Source organism: Erythrobacter sp. WG, from assembly GCF_026586795.1.
GTDB lineage: Bacteria > Pseudomonadota > Alphaproteobacteria > Sphingomonadales > Sphingomonadaceae > Erythrobacter.
In genome coordinates this window covers 70,972-85,962 of record NZ_JAPFGY010000008.1, presented here as the reverse complement: position 1 = coordinate 85,962, position 14,991 = coordinate 70,972, and the positions used below count along the sequence as shown (strand labels likewise).

General features: G+C 68.6%; 15 protein-coding genes. 9 read left to right on the top strand and 6 right to left on the bottom strand.

What is annotated here, in order from left to right; genetic code table 11:
- The first annotated feature begins 52 nt into the window (after nucleotides 1-52).
- From glnE to OPU67_RS06165, 6 genes are all read left to right on the top strand, one after another.
- The gene (gene glnE / locus OPU67_RS06190) at nucleotides 53-2,812 is read left to right on the top strand and encodes a bifunctional [glutamate--ammonia ligase]-adenylyl-L-tyrosine phosphorylase/[glutamate--ammonia-ligase] adenylyltransferase (RefSeq protein ID WP_267618395.1); all 2,760 of its coding nucleotides are present in this window, start codon (nucleotides 53-55) and stop codon (nucleotides 2,810-2,812) included.
- Nucleotides 2,809-3,282, top strand: coding sequence for a peroxiredoxin (locus OPU67_RS06185; RefSeq protein WP_267618394.1), 474 nt, complete (start codon nucleotides 2,809-2,811; stop codon nucleotides 3,280-3,282). The genes glnE and OPU67_RS06185 overlap by 4 nt, the downstream gene beginning before the upstream one ends.
- A gap of 4 nt (nucleotides 3,283-3,286) precedes the next feature.
- Nucleotides 3,287-4,078 carry a ferritin-like domain-containing protein gene (locus OPU67_RS06180; protein ID WP_267618393.1) on the top strand — a complete coding sequence of 264 codons (792 nt, stop codon included), beginning with the start codon at nucleotides 3,287-3,289 and terminating at the stop codon, nucleotides 4,076-4,078.
- 97 nt (nucleotides 4,079-4,175) lie between these two features.
- Entirely contained in the window at nucleotides 4,176-4,922 is a 747-nt protein-coding gene (locus tag OPU67_RS06175) for a M23 family metallopeptidase (protein ID WP_267618392.1), read from the top strand.
- A gap of 243 nt (nucleotides 4,923-5,165) precedes the next feature.
- The gene (locus OPU67_RS06170; RefSeq protein ID WP_267618441.1) at nucleotides 5,166-6,713 is read left to right on the top strand and encodes an acyl-CoA synthetase; all 1,548 of its coding nucleotides are present in this window, start codon (nucleotides 5,166-5,168) and stop codon (nucleotides 6,711-6,713) included.
- On the top strand, nucleotides 6,710-8,002 hold the full coding sequence (locus tag OPU67_RS06165) for a cytochrome P450 (RefSeq protein WP_267618391.1): 1,293 nt from the start codon (nucleotides 6,710-6,712) through the stop codon (nucleotides 8,000-8,002). The genes OPU67_RS06170 and OPU67_RS06165 overlap by 4 nt, the downstream gene beginning before the upstream one ends.
- On the opposite strand, the gene OPU67_RS06160 is transcribed toward OPU67_RS06165, so the two are convergent.
- Nucleotides 7,999-8,448 (bottom strand): winged helix-turn-helix transcriptional regulator, encoded by a 450-nt coding sequence (locus tag OPU67_RS06160; RefSeq protein WP_267618389.1) that lies wholly within the window; start codon nucleotides 8,446-8,448, stop codon nucleotides 7,999-8,001. The genes OPU67_RS06165 and OPU67_RS06160 overlap by 4 nt on opposite strands.
- On the opposite strand from OPU67_RS06160, the gene OPU67_RS06155 reads away from it, so the two are divergent.
- Both OPU67_RS06155 and OPU67_RS06150 read left to right on the top strand, forming a co-directional pair.
- Entirely contained in the window at nucleotides 8,447-9,001 is a 555-nt protein-coding gene (locus OPU67_RS06155) for a hypothetical protein (protein ID WP_267618387.1), read from the top strand. The two genes, OPU67_RS06160 and OPU67_RS06155, sit on opposite strands and share 2 nt — an antisense overlap.
- 31 nt (nucleotides 9,002-9,032) lie before the next feature.
- Complete coding sequence (locus OPU67_RS06150) at nucleotides 9,033-9,971, top strand: helix-turn-helix domain-containing protein (RefSeq protein WP_267618385.1); 939 nt, start codon at nucleotides 9,033-9,035, stop codon at nucleotides 9,969-9,971.
- A 34-nt stretch (nucleotides 9,972-10,005) separates the two neighbouring features.
- Here the strand turns inward: OPU67_RS06150 and OPU67_RS06145 are convergent, their stop codons facing one another.
- Nucleotides 10,006-10,899 (bottom strand): UTP--glucose-1-phosphate uridylyltransferase, encoded by an 894-nt coding sequence (locus OPU67_RS06145; protein WP_267618383.1) that lies wholly within the window; start codon nucleotides 10,897-10,899, stop codon nucleotides 10,006-10,008.
- Between the two features lie 153 nt (nucleotides 10,900-11,052).
- Here OPU67_RS06145 and murA point away from each other — a divergent pair, with 153 nt between their 5' ends.
- The gene (gene murA, locus OPU67_RS06140) at nucleotides 11,053-12,333 is read left to right on the top strand and encodes a UDP-N-acetylglucosamine 1-carboxyvinyltransferase (RefSeq protein ID WP_267618381.1); all 1,281 of its coding nucleotides are present in this window, start codon (nucleotides 11,053-11,055) and stop codon (nucleotides 12,331-12,333) included.
- Nucleotides 12,334-12,589: 256 nt separating this feature from the next.
- Here murA and OPU67_RS06135 read toward each other — a convergent pair whose 3' ends face one another.
- From OPU67_RS06135 to OPU67_RS06115, 4 genes are all read right to left on the bottom strand, one after another.
- Entirely contained in the window at nucleotides 12,590-12,856 is a 267-nt protein-coding gene (locus OPU67_RS06135; protein WP_267618379.1) for a ribbon-helix-helix domain-containing protein, read from the bottom strand.
- 13 nt (nucleotides 12,857-12,869) lie between these two features.
- The gene (locus OPU67_RS06130) at nucleotides 12,870-13,382 is read right to left on the bottom strand and encodes a hypothetical protein (protein ID WP_267618377.1); all 513 of its coding nucleotides are present in this window, start codon (nucleotides 13,380-13,382) and stop codon (nucleotides 12,870-12,872) included.
- 95 nt (nucleotides 13,383-13,477) lie between these two features.
- A complete protein-coding gene (gene thiS / locus OPU67_RS06125; protein ID WP_324255344.1) occupies nucleotides 13,478-14,458 on the bottom strand; it encodes a sulfur carrier protein ThiS in 981 nt (326 codons plus the stop codon).
- A gap of 58 nt (nucleotides 14,459-14,516) precedes the next feature.
- Nucleotides 14,517-14,909, bottom strand: a complete 393-nt coding sequence (locus tag OPU67_RS06115; protein WP_267618375.1) for a MerC domain-containing protein — start codon at nucleotides 14,907-14,909, stop codon at nucleotides 14,517-14,519.
- Between the last annotated feature and the right edge of the window lie 82 nt (nucleotides 14,910-14,991).

The following is a 14,991-nucleotide window of genomic DNA, read 5'->3' as shown; positions in this document are numbered from 1 at the left end:
GTGCAAGCGCGCCCCTTGCGGGCGGCGGCGAGCCCCGCCACACAGGCGACCGATGGGAGAGAACCGCGAACCTGACTGGGACCACGCGCTGCACCGCGCCCGCGCCCACGCGCCGTTCCTCGCGCGGGCGCTGGAGCGGCTACCTGACCTCGCCGACCAGCTGGCCAAGGGCGAGGGCGAAGCGGCGCTTGCCTGGGCCCGCACGCAAGGGGAGAACGCGGACGTCGAGGTCGCCCTCAGGCGCGAGCGGCTGGCGCTGGCGGCGGCGCTCGCGGTCGGCGATCTTGCCGGCGCCTTCCCGCTGGCGCGCGTGGTGGGCGAGCTCACCGCCTTCGCCGACAGGGCATTGGACCGCGCGATCCGCACCGCGATCGTCGAGCGCTGCGGGATCGATTCCGCCGACGGCTTCATCGCGCTCGCGCTGGGCAAGCAGGGGGCAGGCGAGCTCAACTATTCCTCCGACATCGATCCCGTGCTGCTGTTCGACCGCGAGCGCCTGCCGCGCCGCCCTGCCGACGATCCGGGCGAGGCGGCGCAGCGCTATGCCCGGCGGGTGGTGGCGCTGCTCTCCGCGAACACGGCGGAAGGCTACGTGCTGCGCGTCGACCTGCGGCTGCGCCCGGCGAGCGAGGTCAGCCCGCTCAGCGTTCCGGTGGGGTCGGCGCTCACGCATTATCAGGGCCAGGCGCTCGCGTGGGAGCGCGCCGCCTTCATCCGTGCGCGCGCGGCGGCCGGCGACATCGCGGCGGGGGAGGATTTCCTCGCGCAGATCCGCCCCTTCGTGTGGCGCAGCCAGCTCGATTTCGGCGCGATCGAGGAGATCAGCGCGCTCACTCACCGCATCCGTGACAGCCACGAGGGGCCGCCCGTTCCGGGTCCCGGCTTCGACGTGAAGCGCGGGCGCGGGGGCATCCGCGAGATCGAGTTCTACGCCCAGACGCTCCAGCTGATCCACGGCGGGCGCGACCTCACGTTGAGGGTGCGCGGCACCCGCGCCGCGCTCGATGCGCTGGCCGCCGCCGGGTGGGTCTCGCCCGCCGATGCCGCGACGCTCGGAGAGACCTACGACCGGTTGCGGGAGGTCGAGCACCGGCTGCAGATGGTCAACGATCGCCAGACCCACACGCTGCCCGATGGCGCCGCGCTCGACGCCGTCGCCCAGCTCGACGGCGTCGCAGACGGCGCGGCGCTGGTCGCGGAGCTGGCGCACATCACCGCGCGCAGCGCGCGGCTCTACGAGGCGCTGATCGGCCGCGCCGAGCCGGCCCCCGCGCCCGCCCCCGTGCCGGTCCGCGCCTTGACCCGGGAGCTCGACGCGCAAGGCTTCCCGGACCCGGTCATCCTCGCCGAGCGGGTCAAGTCGTGGCGCGACGGGCGCTATGCCGCGATCCGTTCGCCCCAGGCCGTGGCGGCATGGGACCGGCTCGCCCCGGCGCTGCTCGAGGCGATGGCGCAGAGCGACGATCCGATGCGCGCCGTCACCCGCTGGGAGCGCATCCTCGAAAGCGTGCCGAGCGCGATCACCACCTTCCGCCTGCTCGACGCCCGGCCCGACCTGATCGCCCGGCTGGTGGCGGCGCTGACCCTCGCCCCGGTGCTCTCGGACGAGCTGGCGAGGAAGCCCGAGCTGCTCGACACGCTGATCGACAGGGACGCGCTCGATCTGCCCGGCGACGTTCCGCAGATCATGGCGCGGATGCAGGGCGCGGCGGTGCGCGACGATTACGAGGCGCTGCTCGACGCGATCCGCATCGTCACCGGCGAGATCCGCTTTGCCTTGGGCATCCAGCTGATCGAGGGGCTGGCCGATCCGCTCGACATCGCCCGCGCGCTGTCGCGAACCGCCGAGGCGGCGCTCACGCTGGCGACGGGGGCGACCGCCCGCGAGTTCGTCGCCAAGCACGGGCGCATCGCGGGGAGCGAATTGGTGATTCTCGGCCTCGGGCGGCTGGGCGGCGGGGCGCTGACTCATGCCAGCGATCTCGACATCGTCTATCTCTTCACCGGCGATTTCGCCGCGCAATCGGACGGGCCGCGGCCGCTGGGCGGGACGATCTACTACAATCGCCTTGCGAGCAGGGTCAGCGCCGCACTGTCGGTGCCGACCGCGCAGGGCGCGCTCTACGAGGTCGACACCCGCCTCAGGCCGCAGGGCAATCAGGGCCCGCTGGCGGTAAGCTGCGCGGCTTTCGGCAAATACCAGCGCGAGGCGGCCTGGACGTGGGAGCACATGGCGCTCGCCCGCGCGCGGCTGCTGTTCGGATCGGACGCGGCGCGCAGCCAGATCGGCGCGGTGCTCGCCGAGGTGCTGCACGCCCGGCGCGACAAGGCGGCGCTGCGCGAGGCGGTGCTGGCGATGCGCGCCGAGATGGCAAGGCACAAGCCGCAGTCCGGCCCCGTCGATGCCAAGCTGGCGCGCGGCGGGCTCGTCGATATCGAGTTCCTCGTCCACTACCTGCAGCTGCGCGGCGAGGCGGCGGACGGACGCCCGCTCGCCGAAGCCGCGCCGCACGCGCTCTCGCCCGACATGGAGGTGGCCCTGGCGGGCCTCGCGGCGGCGGGCCTCGTTCCGGCGGGCCTTGCCGAACCCCATGCGCTGATGACGCGGATGCTGGTGGCCGGGCGGCTGCTCGCCCCCGACGGCCGCGAACCGCCGCCGAGCGGTGCGCGGGCGCTGGCGCGGGCCTGCGGCCATGCCAGCTACGCCGCGCTGCTGGACGCCTTTGCCGATGCACGGCAAAGCGTCGCGGCGGCCTGGAACGCGATTCTGGGCACCGACATTCTCGAAAAGCCAACAGGAGGCACACGATGAGCAAGTTCCCCGGCGTCGGCGACGCCATCCCGGACATCGGACTCGAAACCCCCGAGGGCGGGCAGGTGAAGCCCTCGGACTTCGCTGGCTCCAAGCTGGTGATCTTCTTCTATCCCAAGGACGACACCCCCGGCTGCACCACCGAGAACAAGGACTTCTCCGCGCTGAAGGACGAGTTCGCAGCGGCGGGCACCAAGTTGCTCGGTGTCAGCAAGGACCCGGCCAAGAAGCACGCCAAGTTCATCGCCAAGCACGGCCTCACCGCCCCGCTCGCGACCGACGCCGAGGAAGGCGGCCTCAGCGACGCGCTCGGCGTGTGGGCGGAAAAGCAGATGTACGGCAAGACCTACATGGGCATGGTCCGCGCGACCTACCTCGTCGATCCGCAGGGCAAGATCGCGCAGATCTGGGACAAGGTGAAGGTCGCAGGCCACGCCGAGGAGGTCCTGGCCGCGGCGAAGGCGCTGTAAGGCCGTGACCACCGTCGCCCGCGCCATCCGCGCCGCATTGCTGACGCCCGATCCGCGCGCCAAGTGCTTCGCGGCGCGCGAGGTGGCGCGGGGGTGGCGGCAAGGGCGACTGGCGTCGGACTTCGACGTCGTGATGCCCGACCGCCCCGCCTGGCCGGATGCGCCCGAGCTGCTCCCGCCGAACCGGATGCCGAAGCGTGGGCGTGGCGGGTCGGAGCGCGCGCGGATCGCCCTGTGGCATTCCCTCGCCCACATCGAATTCGTCGCGATCGATCTCGCGCTCGACATGGCGGGACGATTCGGGGGGGAGATGGGCGCTGGGTTCGTGAGCGATTTCCTCGCCGTCGCCGCCGACGAGGCGATGCACTTCGCGCTGCTGGCGCGCAAGCTCGAAAGCCTCGGCAGCCACTATGGCGCGCTCCCCGCCCATGCCGGGCTGTGGGAGGCCGCGCACGCCACCCGCCACGATGTCGCGGCCCGTCTGGCGGTGGTGCCGATGGTGCTCGAGGCGCGCGGGCTGGATGTCACGCCGATGACGCTGGAGCGGGTCCGCGCGGCCGGCGACGAGCACGGCGCGCGCATCCTTACGAGGATACTTGACGACGAAATCCGCCACGTCGCGGTGGGCACCAAGCATTTTCTGCAATGTGCCGAAACGGCGCAGGCTGAGCCCGAATCCTACTGGCAATGCCTCGTAAAACGGTACTTTCGCGGTATGGTTAAGCCGCCGTTCAACGACTCGGCGCGTCTTGCAGCCGGTTTGTCGCGCGGATTTTACGAAGCGATTGCCCTTTAGCGACTCACATGGGTAACCAAACTGCAGCAAAGGCGCGCAGCAGACGTGCCGGAACATTCCTACGGCCAAATGGCCGCAATCGGGAACCGGGTCACATATGAAACTTGCCTTGCAAAGCGCGCTGAAGCTCGTTGCCTCAACCTGCACAGCCGTTCTGGTTTCTGCCGCAGCACCGGCCTTTGCCAACACCGCCAATTCCGCATCCTCGACGAGCGCCTACGTGACCCAGCCGGTCCGCGAAGCGCAGCCCGGGGTGGTCGACAACAGCGACGCGCGCTTCAAGTCGCTTTTCGCCAGCTGGACCGCGATCGAGCGCACCTCCCCCGCCGTCGATGCCGCCACGGGCGCAGCGGCATACAACGCCTTCTCCTCTCCCCTGCGTGAGAACGCGGTTTCGGTTCCCTCGCGGATGCCGCTCGAAGGTGCGGCGCTGACCAGCGGCTTCGGGATGCGCCAGCATCCGGTGCTCGGCGGCCGCCGCCAGCACACCGGCATCGACCTTGCCGCACCGACCGGCACTCCGGTCTATGCCACCGCCGACGGCGTGATCGGCCGCGCGGACTGGTATTCAAGCTACGGCCTCTACATTGCCATCAACCACGGCGCGTCGATGGAAACCCGCTACGCCCACCTGTCGCGCCTCGCGGTTGCCGCGGGCGACACGGTGAAGAAGGGCGACCTGATCGGCTATGTCGGCTCGACCGGCCGCTCGACCGGTCCGCACCTTCATTACGAAGTTCGCGTCGACGGGCTTGCAGTCAATCCGATTCCGTATATGGTCGAGAGCGAAGCGCAGCTTGCCTACGCCCGCGATTCCAAGCTCACGGGCCAGGGCGGCGACTGATCGCATCACGAGATTGCCCGTGTAAACGGGCCGGACATTGGAGAGGGTGTCCGAACATGGGCGGCGGGTTATCCCGCCGCCTTTTTTATGTGCTCCCCACGCGGCGCCGGGTCCGGCCCATTGGGTAGCAATTACCATACTCTTTTCCCTTGCGAGCGTTCCCGCTCCCGCTAGATTTTGGCGCGAGAGAGAACGTCGGCCGCGCCCGGAGATGTGCGGTCGCTGGGGAGAGAAACCATGTCGATGCACCCGATCGCGCACGCCGCGACCCGCCCGGATCATCCCGCCGTCATCATGACCGGATCGGGCAAGCGGATCACCTATGGCGAGATGGAGGCGGAATCGAACCGCTTCGCGCAGCTGCTGCGTGCCCACGGGATCGGCGCGGGCGATGCCTTCGCGGTACTGCTGGAAAACCGCATCGAGTATTTCACCCTGATCTGGGGCTCGCAGCGTGCGGGCACGATGCTCGTGCCGATCTCCTCGCGCCTGACCGCGCCCGAGGCCGCCTACATCATCCGCGATGCCGAGGCGAAGCTGCTGATCACCAGCACCTATTTCACCGCGATGCTCGGCGATATTCGCAAGGAGTGCCCCGGGCTCACGGTGCTGGTGATGGACAGCGGCGATGCAGAGGACTTCGCCGCCGCGCTCGCCGCGCAGGCCCCGGAGCCGATCCCGGACCAGAGCGCGGGGATGGTGATGCTCTATTCCTCGGGCACCACCGGCCGCCCCAAGGGCATCCGCCCCGCGCCGCCTGCCGATCCCGACCCGCAGGCCCCGGTGCCGCTGATGGGCCTCGCCATGATGGGCGCCGGGATGCCGGCCGACGGCTCGATGGTCTACCTCTCCCCCGCCCCGCTCTACCACGCCGCGCCGATCGGGTGGTGTTCGGTGGTCCATCGGCTGGGCGGGACGGTCGTGATGATGGAGCGCTTCGATCCCGAGGAGGCCTTGCAGGCGATCGAGACCCACAAGGTCACCGACAGCCAGTGGGTGCCGACCCACTTCGTGCGCTTCCTCAAGCTCGATCCGGCGCTGCGTACGAAATACGACCTCTCCAGCCACCAGCGCGCCCTGCACGCCGCCGCGCCCTGCCCGGTGCCGATCAAGCAGGAGATGATCGCCTGGTGGGGCGAGATCGTGAACGAATACTACGCCGGCAGCGAGGGCATCGGCATGACCCTGATCCGCTCGGCCGACTGGCTCACCCACCCCGGCAGTGTCGGCAAGGCGATCTACGGCACGCTGCACGTCTGCGGGCCCGACGGCGCGGAGCTGGGGGCGGATGAGGACGGCCTCATCTATTTCGAGAATGCCCTGCTCCCCACCTATCACAACGATCCCGCCAAGACCGCCGAGGCGATGCACCCCAGGGGCTGGATGACGCTGGGCGACATCGGGCACCTCGACGCGGACGGCTTCCTCTACCTGACCGACCGCAAGAGCCACATGATCATCAGCGGGGGCGTGAACATCTACCCGCAGGAGATCGAGAACCTGCTCGTCACCCATCCCAAGGTGATGGACGCGGCGGTGATAGGCGCGCCCTGCCCGGATCTCGGCGAGAAGGTGGTGGCGGTGGTGCAGCCGCAGAACATGGCGGACGCAGGGCCAGCGCTGGAGGCGGAGCTGCGGGAATTCCTCGCGCCCTCGCTCTCCAAGGTGAAGTTGCCCAAGCTCTTCGACTTCCGCCCCGACCTGCCGCGCGAGGCCAACGGCAAGCTCTACAAGCGCGAGCTGCGCGACGAGTTCGCCGCCAAGGCGCGCGAGGGGGTCGAAGCGGCGTGAGCGGGGAGGCGGTACTCCCCGGCGACATCGCGCGCCGGGTGATCGATCCCCACGCCTATGCGCAATGGGACGGGCTGCTCGACACCTTCGATGCGATCCGCGCGGCAACGCCGGTCGCCAAGGTCCAGCCCGACACGCCCGGGCTGTTCGATCCGTTCTGGCTGGTCACCCGCTACGATGATGTGATGCGCATCTCGAAGGACAACGCCGCCTTCCTCAACAACCCGCGCCCGGTGGTGTTCAGCTTCAACGAGACAATCGCCTTCAGCCGCGCGGCGACAGGGTCGAACATCCTCGTCGATTCGCTGGTGGTGTTCGACGCGCCCATCCACCCCAAATATCGCAAGCTGACCCAGGAATGGTTCATGCCGCGCAATCTCGCCCGGCTGGAGGATGAGCTGCGCGCGCTGGCGGCGCGCACCGTCGACAGAATGATCCAGCAGGGCCCGGACGTGGACTTCGTGAAGGAGGTTTCCGGCCCCTATCCTTTGCGGGTCGTCATGCAGATCCTCGGCGTGCCACCGGAGGACGAGCCGCGCATGATGATGCTGACCCAGCAGATGTTCGGCGGGCAGGACAAGGACCTGTCCGGCTCGGGGCTCGAGAACATGACCGCCGAGCAGGTGGTGCAGATCGTCGCCGCGGCGGTGAAATCCTTCGAGGACTATTTCGCCGCCATCGCCGAGGAGCGCCGCCGCCACCCGACCGAGGATGTCGCGAGCGTGATCGCCAACGCGCTTGTCGACGGCAAGCCGCTCCCGCCGCGCGACATGGCGGGCTACTACATCATCGTCGCCACCGCCGGGCACGACACCACCAGCGCGAGCACGGCAGGGGCGATGCAGGCGCTGGCGAACGACCCCGAGCAATACGCCCGTGTCCGCGCCGATCGCTCGCTGCTCCCCGGCATCGTCGAGGAGGCGATCCGCTGGACCAGCCCGGTGCAGCACTTCATGCGCACGGCGGCCGAGGACTGCGACATCGGCGGGCAACAGGTGAAGGCGGGCGACTGGCTGATGATCAACTACGTCGCCGCCAATCACGACCCCGCCCAATTCCCCGACCCGCGCCGCTTCGACGCCGCGCGCTCGCCCAACCGGCACCTCGCCTTCGGGGCGGGGGCGCACCAGTGCCTCGGCCTGCACCTCGCGCGGCTCGAGATGAAGATCCTGTTCGAGGCGATCCTCGACCGGGTCGCCGCCGTCGAACCCGCAGGTGAGGCGGCCCGCGCGAGCAGCACCTTTGTCGGCGGGCTGAAGACCCTGCCGCTGCGGGTGACGGCGGCCTAGCTGACCGACGAGGGCGCCGGGGCCAGCGGAGCGAGCGGCGGCTGCCAATCCTCCCCCCGGCGGCGCAGCTCCGCCGTGCCCCATTCGGCCACCGGCATCAGCACCTTGACCAGATCGCAGCCTTTGGGTGTCGCGACATACAGCGTGGCCGCCGCGTCATCGTTGACCACCGTGCTCACCAGCCCGTCGCGCAGCATCGCCTTCAGCTGGGTCGAGAGCACCTGCTGGCTCACTCCGCCCAGCTCGCGTCGCAGCTCGGCAAAGGCGAAAGGACGGACCGAGAGCAGGTAAAGCGCCCGCGCCTTCCACTTGCCGCCGACGAGGGCGACCACGTGCTCGATAGGGCAGGCATCCATCGGCGGGCGCTTGGGCTGGTAGCTCGCGGGCATGGTCAGAACTTTCTGTGTCTTGCGATGCAGTGCAGCATAGAGCGATCCTGCTGCCATGGACATCATCCAATTGGACACCGTGGTCGAAAGCGAGCTGGCGCAGCTTGCCCCGTGCGTCGGCGCGGACCTGCCCGGCTACCGCAACCACATCTACCGCGTGCTGACCTATGCCATGCACTTCATGGGCGGCGAGGCACGCTGGCGGCGGCCTTTCGCCTTTGCGCTGGCCTATCACGATGTGGGGATGTGGACCGACCGGACCCTCGCCTATCTCGATCCCTCCGCCGCGCAGGCCGAGGCCGCGCGTCGGGACCATGCGCCCGATCTCGACGCAGCGCTGATCCATGACCTGATCGTCTGGCATCACAAGCTGACGCCCTTTCGCGGGGCCAATGCGGCCGCCGTCAACGCCTTGCGCAAGGCCGACTGGGTGGATGCGAGCCAGGGGATGATCCGCAAGGGCCTGACCCGCGCCCAGATCGCAGCGGTCAATGCCGCGCTCCCGGTGCACGGCTTCCCCGACACGCTGATGCGGCTCGCGGGCGAGCTCAATCACGGTCACCGCACAGGGGGATTGTTGCGAGTGCTACATAAGGTATACAGGCTCTGACGAAGCAGTCGCTACATAAGGGGTGGCTATCATGCCGATCATCGAGAACTGGCGATTTTCCGATCCCAAGCAGGCGGTTCCCGGCCTGATCGACGCAGAAAACGCGCTGATCCGGCACGCCGCCACACAGATCGAGGTGCTGCTCGCCTCACCCCATCCCGACGCGCAAACGGGGACCATCGAGCTGCGCGATGATGCGCGCGACATCATTCTGCTGACGCTTGGAAACCTTACCGGGATCACCATCGACCTTGATGGGCAGCGCAGCACCATCGGCCCGCACAGCGATGACCGGGCGACCTTCATCCCGGCCGGCAAACTGATGACCATGTGGCACTGCCGCGACTGCTCACCATTGATCGCGATCGGCGTACCGGCTGGACGGCTTGAGGCGATGAGCCTCGGGCGGCTACCCCAACCTTTCGCGCTGCGTCCCGATCCCGCGCTCGCGGGACTGGCATGGCAGATGATGCGGCGGGCGCTGCGCACGGCAGAAGAGGACGATGTCCAGCTTGAACGGCTGACCGCAGAACTGGCACTGGCGCTGGTCAACAGCTTCCCCGCCGGTACCGGGGTCGCGGAGGCGCGTCTGGGGATCGCGCCGCACAGGCTGCGCCGCGTGCTGACCTATGTCGAGAACAATCTCCACCGGCCGATCACGCTTTCAAGCCTTGCCGAGCAGGCGCAGCTTTCGCCCTATCATTTCAGCCGGGTGTTCAAGCACGCCGTAGGGCGCTCGCCCTACGATCACGTGCGCTGGCGACGGCTCGCCCACGGCGCCGCGCTGATGATCCGCTCGGACATGACCGTCGCCCAGATCGCCGGGGGCACCGGTTTCGCAAACACATCCCGTTTCAGCGACAGCTTCCACAGCAGATCGGGCGTTGCGCCATCGCTGTTCCGCAAGGCCGTGCGATCAGGACTGGTGACGGGCCCCGGCGCGGGCAAGGCGCAGCGCCCGGCCGCCTAGAGCTCTGTCCGACCAATCCGGGTCACAAGGTGCTTCAGGTCAGCAGCCGCGCGGCGATCGCCCGCACCTGTTCGCCCATGTCCGGGCGCCGCAGGGCGATCGCCAGGGTCGCCTCGACGAAGCCGATCTTGCTCCCGCAGTCGTAGCGGAACCCGTCGAAGGTCACCGCGTGGAACGGCTGCTGGCCGATCATCTTCGCCATCGCATCGGTCAGCTGGATCTCGCCGCCGGCGCCCTTGCCCTGGGTCTCGAGCACCCGCATCACCTCGGGCTGGAGGATATAGCGGCCCGAGACGATCTTGTTCGACGGCGCCTCGGCCTGCGGGGGCTTCTCGACGAGACCCTTCACCTCGGTGAGGTTGCCGCGCGCCGCGCCGGGATCGATCACGCCGTAGGAGGAGACCTGCTCCATCGGCACTTCCAGCACGCTGATGAGGTTGCCCCCGACCTGTTCATAGGTCTCGACCATCTGCTTCATGCACCCGGTGCCGCCGGGCTTGGCCACCATCAGCTCGTCGGGGAGGAAAATCGCGAAAGGTTCGTCGCCGACGATCGCGCGCGCGCACCAGATCGCATGGCCAAGGCCCAGCGGCACCTGCTGGCGCACCGCGATGACATCGCCGGGCGTCGCACGGGTCGCCTCGAGCAGCGAGAGGTCCTTGCCGCGCTCGCTCATCGTGTGTTCGAGCTCGTAGGCGATGTCGAAATGCTCGACGATGCCCGTCTTGCCGCGCCCGGTGACGAGGATCAGCTGCTCGATCCCCGCCTCGCGCGCCTCGTCGACGGCATACTGGATGAGCGGCCGGTCCACGACCGGCAACAGCTCCTTGGGCACGACCTTGGTGGCGGGCAGAAACCGGGTGCCGAGGCCGGCGACGGGGAAGACGGCTTTCCTGATGGGTTTCGGGCTGATCGGCTTCAGGGACATGGACGGCTTTCGCTAGGGTGGACGGGATGCCCCGCGCGTCTGCGGATCTGAGTGCCTTGCGCCATAACGCAGGTCAATCGTCGATGGCAAAACGCGCGTCCGCGCTCCTGCGCGCGAGTTGCGCGCCTTGCACATTCCGCTAAGGCTGGCGGCATGGACAAGCTGATCATCCGGGGCGGGCGCCGCCTTGAAGGGACCATCCCGATTTCCGGCGCGAAGAACGCCGCGCTCACGCTCATTCCCTGTGCGCTCCTCACCGAAGAGCCGCTGACGCTGCGCAACCTGCCGCGCCTTGCGGATATCGACGGGTTCCAGCACCTGATGAACCAGTTCGGCGTCACCACGGTGATCCAGGGCACGCGGCCCGAGGATTTCGGCCGGGTGATGAGCATGGAGGCGACCCGCATCACCTCCACCGTCGCGCCCTATGACCTCGTGAGGAAGATGCGCGCCAGCATTCTGGTGCTCGGCCCGATGCTGGCCCGCGCGGGCGAGGCGACCGTCTCGATGCCGGGCGGCTGCGCGATCGGCAACCGGCCGATCGACCTGCATCTCAAGGCATTGGAAGCCTTCGGCGCGCGGATCGAGCTTGCGGCAGGCTACGTGAAGGCGATCCAGCCCGACGGCGGGATGCCCGGCGGCGATTTCGACTTCCCGGTGGTCAGCGTCGGCGCGACCGAGAACGCGCTGATGGCCGCCGTGCTCGCCAACGGCACGAGCCGGCTGTTCAACGCCGCGCGCGAGCCCGAGATCGTCGACCTGTGCAATATGCTGGTGGCGATGGGCGCCGAAATCGAGGGGATCGGCACCTCCAACCTCACCATCCACGGCGTCAAGCGGCTCCACGGGGCGACCTACCGGGTGATGCCCGACCGCATCGAGGCGGGCTCCTATGCCTGCGCGGCGGCGATCACCGGGGGCGAGGTGCGCCTCGAAGGCGCGCGCGCCGACGAGATGATGGCGACGATCCACGCATTGCAGGCGATCGGGATCGACGTGACGTGGGACGCGAAGAGCGTGACCGTGAGGCCGAATGGCGGCTTGAAGGCGACCAACCTCACCACCGCGCCCTATCCCGGGCTTGCCACCGATATGCAGGCGCAGCTGATGGCGCTGCTGTGCAAGGCGGAAGGGGCGAGCGTCCTCAAGGAGACGATCTTCGAGAACCGCTTCATGCACGTGCCCGAACTCGCGCGCATGGGAGCCGACATCACCACCGAGGGCCGCACCGCCATCGTCAAGGGCGTCGACCGCCTGACCGGCGCCGAGGTGATGGCGACAGACCTGCGCGCCTCGATGAGCCTCGTGATCGCCGCGCTTGCGGCCGAGGGGGAGACGACGGTGCGGCGCCTGTATCACCTCGATCGCGGCTACGAGCGGCTCGAGGAGAAGCTCCAGTTGGTGGGTGCGGATATCGAGCGGGTGGACGACTGATTTCCTGCCCCTCGTCATCGCGAGGAGCGTAGCGACCAGGCGATCCACGGCCTCAGCGTGCCGCAGGTGGTCGGTCCATGGATTGTCCCTGCCTTCGGCCTTGCAGTGACGACAGACGGCGGTTGCTGGCCGCTCTCACCAGGCTCGCGCGCGCCAGACCCCCGCTTGCCCCGGCCCAGACCCTTGCCAGACCCGCCCCAGACCCATCTTTGCCAAGGCTGGTTGCAATGTTTCACGTGAAACATTCCCCCTGGGCTCACCCCAATGTTTCACGTGAAACATTGCGCCGCGTGTCATCGAGCACCAGCCACACCCGGATTGCGCTCGCAAGGCCGGGCGGGGTCGGCGACTTGATCCGTTCGGCATCGATGCGCGCGACAAGCGCGGCAATCGCCATCCCCTCGCGAGCAGCGGCGGCGCGCAGCATCTCCCAGAACAGCGGTTCCAGGCTGATCGAGGTCGCGTGCCCCGCGATGGCGAGCGAACGCTTGACCGGCGGGTGATAGGGGGAGGACGTCTCCATCCCCCCGTCCGTATTAGGCCGCCTCGAAATCGTCCACATATTCGGGGTAGAAGACCGGCTCGCGCTCGGACCAGCCGGGCGCGGTGGCGGCGGCTTCGCTCAAGCTCTGGAGCAGCAGCTTGCGGCGTTCCGGACGCATGATGGGAAGCGCTGCGGCGGCGCAGAAGGCGGCCGGCAGATAGGGCCGCGACGCCGCACCGAGCAGGCGTTCGTAGAGGAAGCGGAAGGCGGAGAAGCTCTTGAGCCGCTCCTGCTCGAGATCGAAGGCCGCAAGGCGCACCAGCTTGCCGAGGAAGCGCTCGACCTCGAAGGGGGTGTTGTCCTGCGGGATCAGCGCACGCAGCGCCTTCAGGTCCTGATAGGCGACATATTGGCGGCGGATCGCGGTGTTCTCGCTCTCGTCGCGCCCCCAGCGGCGGAAGGCGTCGGTGCGAGCGAGGCCGATATCGAGGCTGCGCTTGATGTAACGCTGCTCCGCCGGAGCGAACCCGGCAAATTCGCGCATTTCGGCAATCGGCATCATCATGGTGCTGGGTCTCCTTCGGACGAGGAGAAGGTCGCAGCCTATGGTAAATAAGTCATTACCCATTCTAACACAGGTTACTCAACTCGGCCGGTTTTCTAGATGAGGCCCGCCAGGGGGCTCGAGGGATCGGCATACATTCGCCGTGCCATCCGCCCCGCGAGATAGGCCTCGCGTCCGGCTTCGACGGCGAGCCGCATCGCGCGGGCCATTCGAATCGGGTCCTTGGCCTCGGCGATGGCGGTGTTCATCAGGATGCCGTCGCAGCCCAGTTCCATGCCGACCGCCGCGTCGGACGCCGTGCCGACGCCCGCATCGACCAGCACGGGGACCTTGGCGCCCTCGACGATCAGGCGGATCGTCACCCGGTTCTGGATGCCGAGCCCCGAGCCGATCGGCGCACCCAGCGGCATGATCGCCACCGCGCCCGCGTCTTCCAGCTGCTTGGCCGCAATCGGATCGTCGGCGCAGTAGACCATAGGGAGGAAGCCTTCCTTGGCCAGCACCTCGGTCGCCTTCAGCGTCTCGCGCATATCCGGGTAGAGCGTGCGCGCCTCGCCCAGCACCTCGAGCTTGACGAGGTCCCAGCCCCCCGCTTCGCGCGCGAGACGGAGCGTGCGCACGGCTTCCTCCCCGGTAAAGCAACCGGCGGTGTTGGGGAGGTAGGTGACCTTCCTGGGATCGATGAAGTCGGTGAGCATCGGCGCCTTGGGATCGCTGACGTTCACCCGCCGCACCGCGACGGTGACGATCTCCGCGCCCGAAGCGGCAAGGGCGGCGGCATTCTGCTCGAAGCTCCTGTACTTGCCGGTGCCGACAATCAGCCGCGAGCGGAAGGTGCGCCCGGCGACGCTCCAGGTGTCCTCGCCCGCGTGATCGCCGCCGCCCACGAAGTGCACGATCTCGAGCGTGTCGCCCTCGGCGAGCGGTGCCTCGGCGAGGGTCGAGCGCGGCACGATCACGCCATTGCGCTCGACGGCGACCTTCTCCGGGGTAAGTTCGAGCTCGCGCACCAGCTCGGCGATGGTCGCGGCGGCGGAGCGGTGGGGGGCGCCGTTCAGGGTGATGCTCTTGGTCATGGCGCGTGACATAGGCCCTCGCCCGGCGCGTGCAACAGCGCGAATGCGCTGCCGCGCCTCAGCGCGCGGCGCGCAGGTTGAGCAGGTGGCCGAGCGAGACCAGCGCCACGCCGGCGAGCGTCAGCAGAAACTCGTTGGCGCCGTGCGGCACCAGCAACGCGGTGGCCATCAGGACCAGCCCGCCGACGGCGATGCCGAAGGGCAGCATCCGGCCATGGCGCAAGAGACCCCAGCCGATCGCGATCCCCGCCACCACCAGCGCCAGCGCCAAGCCGATGCGGTGGATGTTCTCGTCGAACAGGAAAAGATGCCCGCCAAAGCCAAGAGCCGAGATCGCCACCAGCGTAGCGATGCAGTGAACCGCGCAAAGCCCGGCCAGGCCGATCCCGAACTGGTCGAGTCGGCGGCGCAGCGAGGTTCGACTCGCAGGAGGCAGGGTTTCGGGGGTCATCGTCGGGCGGGATGTATGTGATGTTGTTACATACTGCAAGGCCGGCGTCATCCAAGCACGGCGGCTTGCGCCCACCGCATCC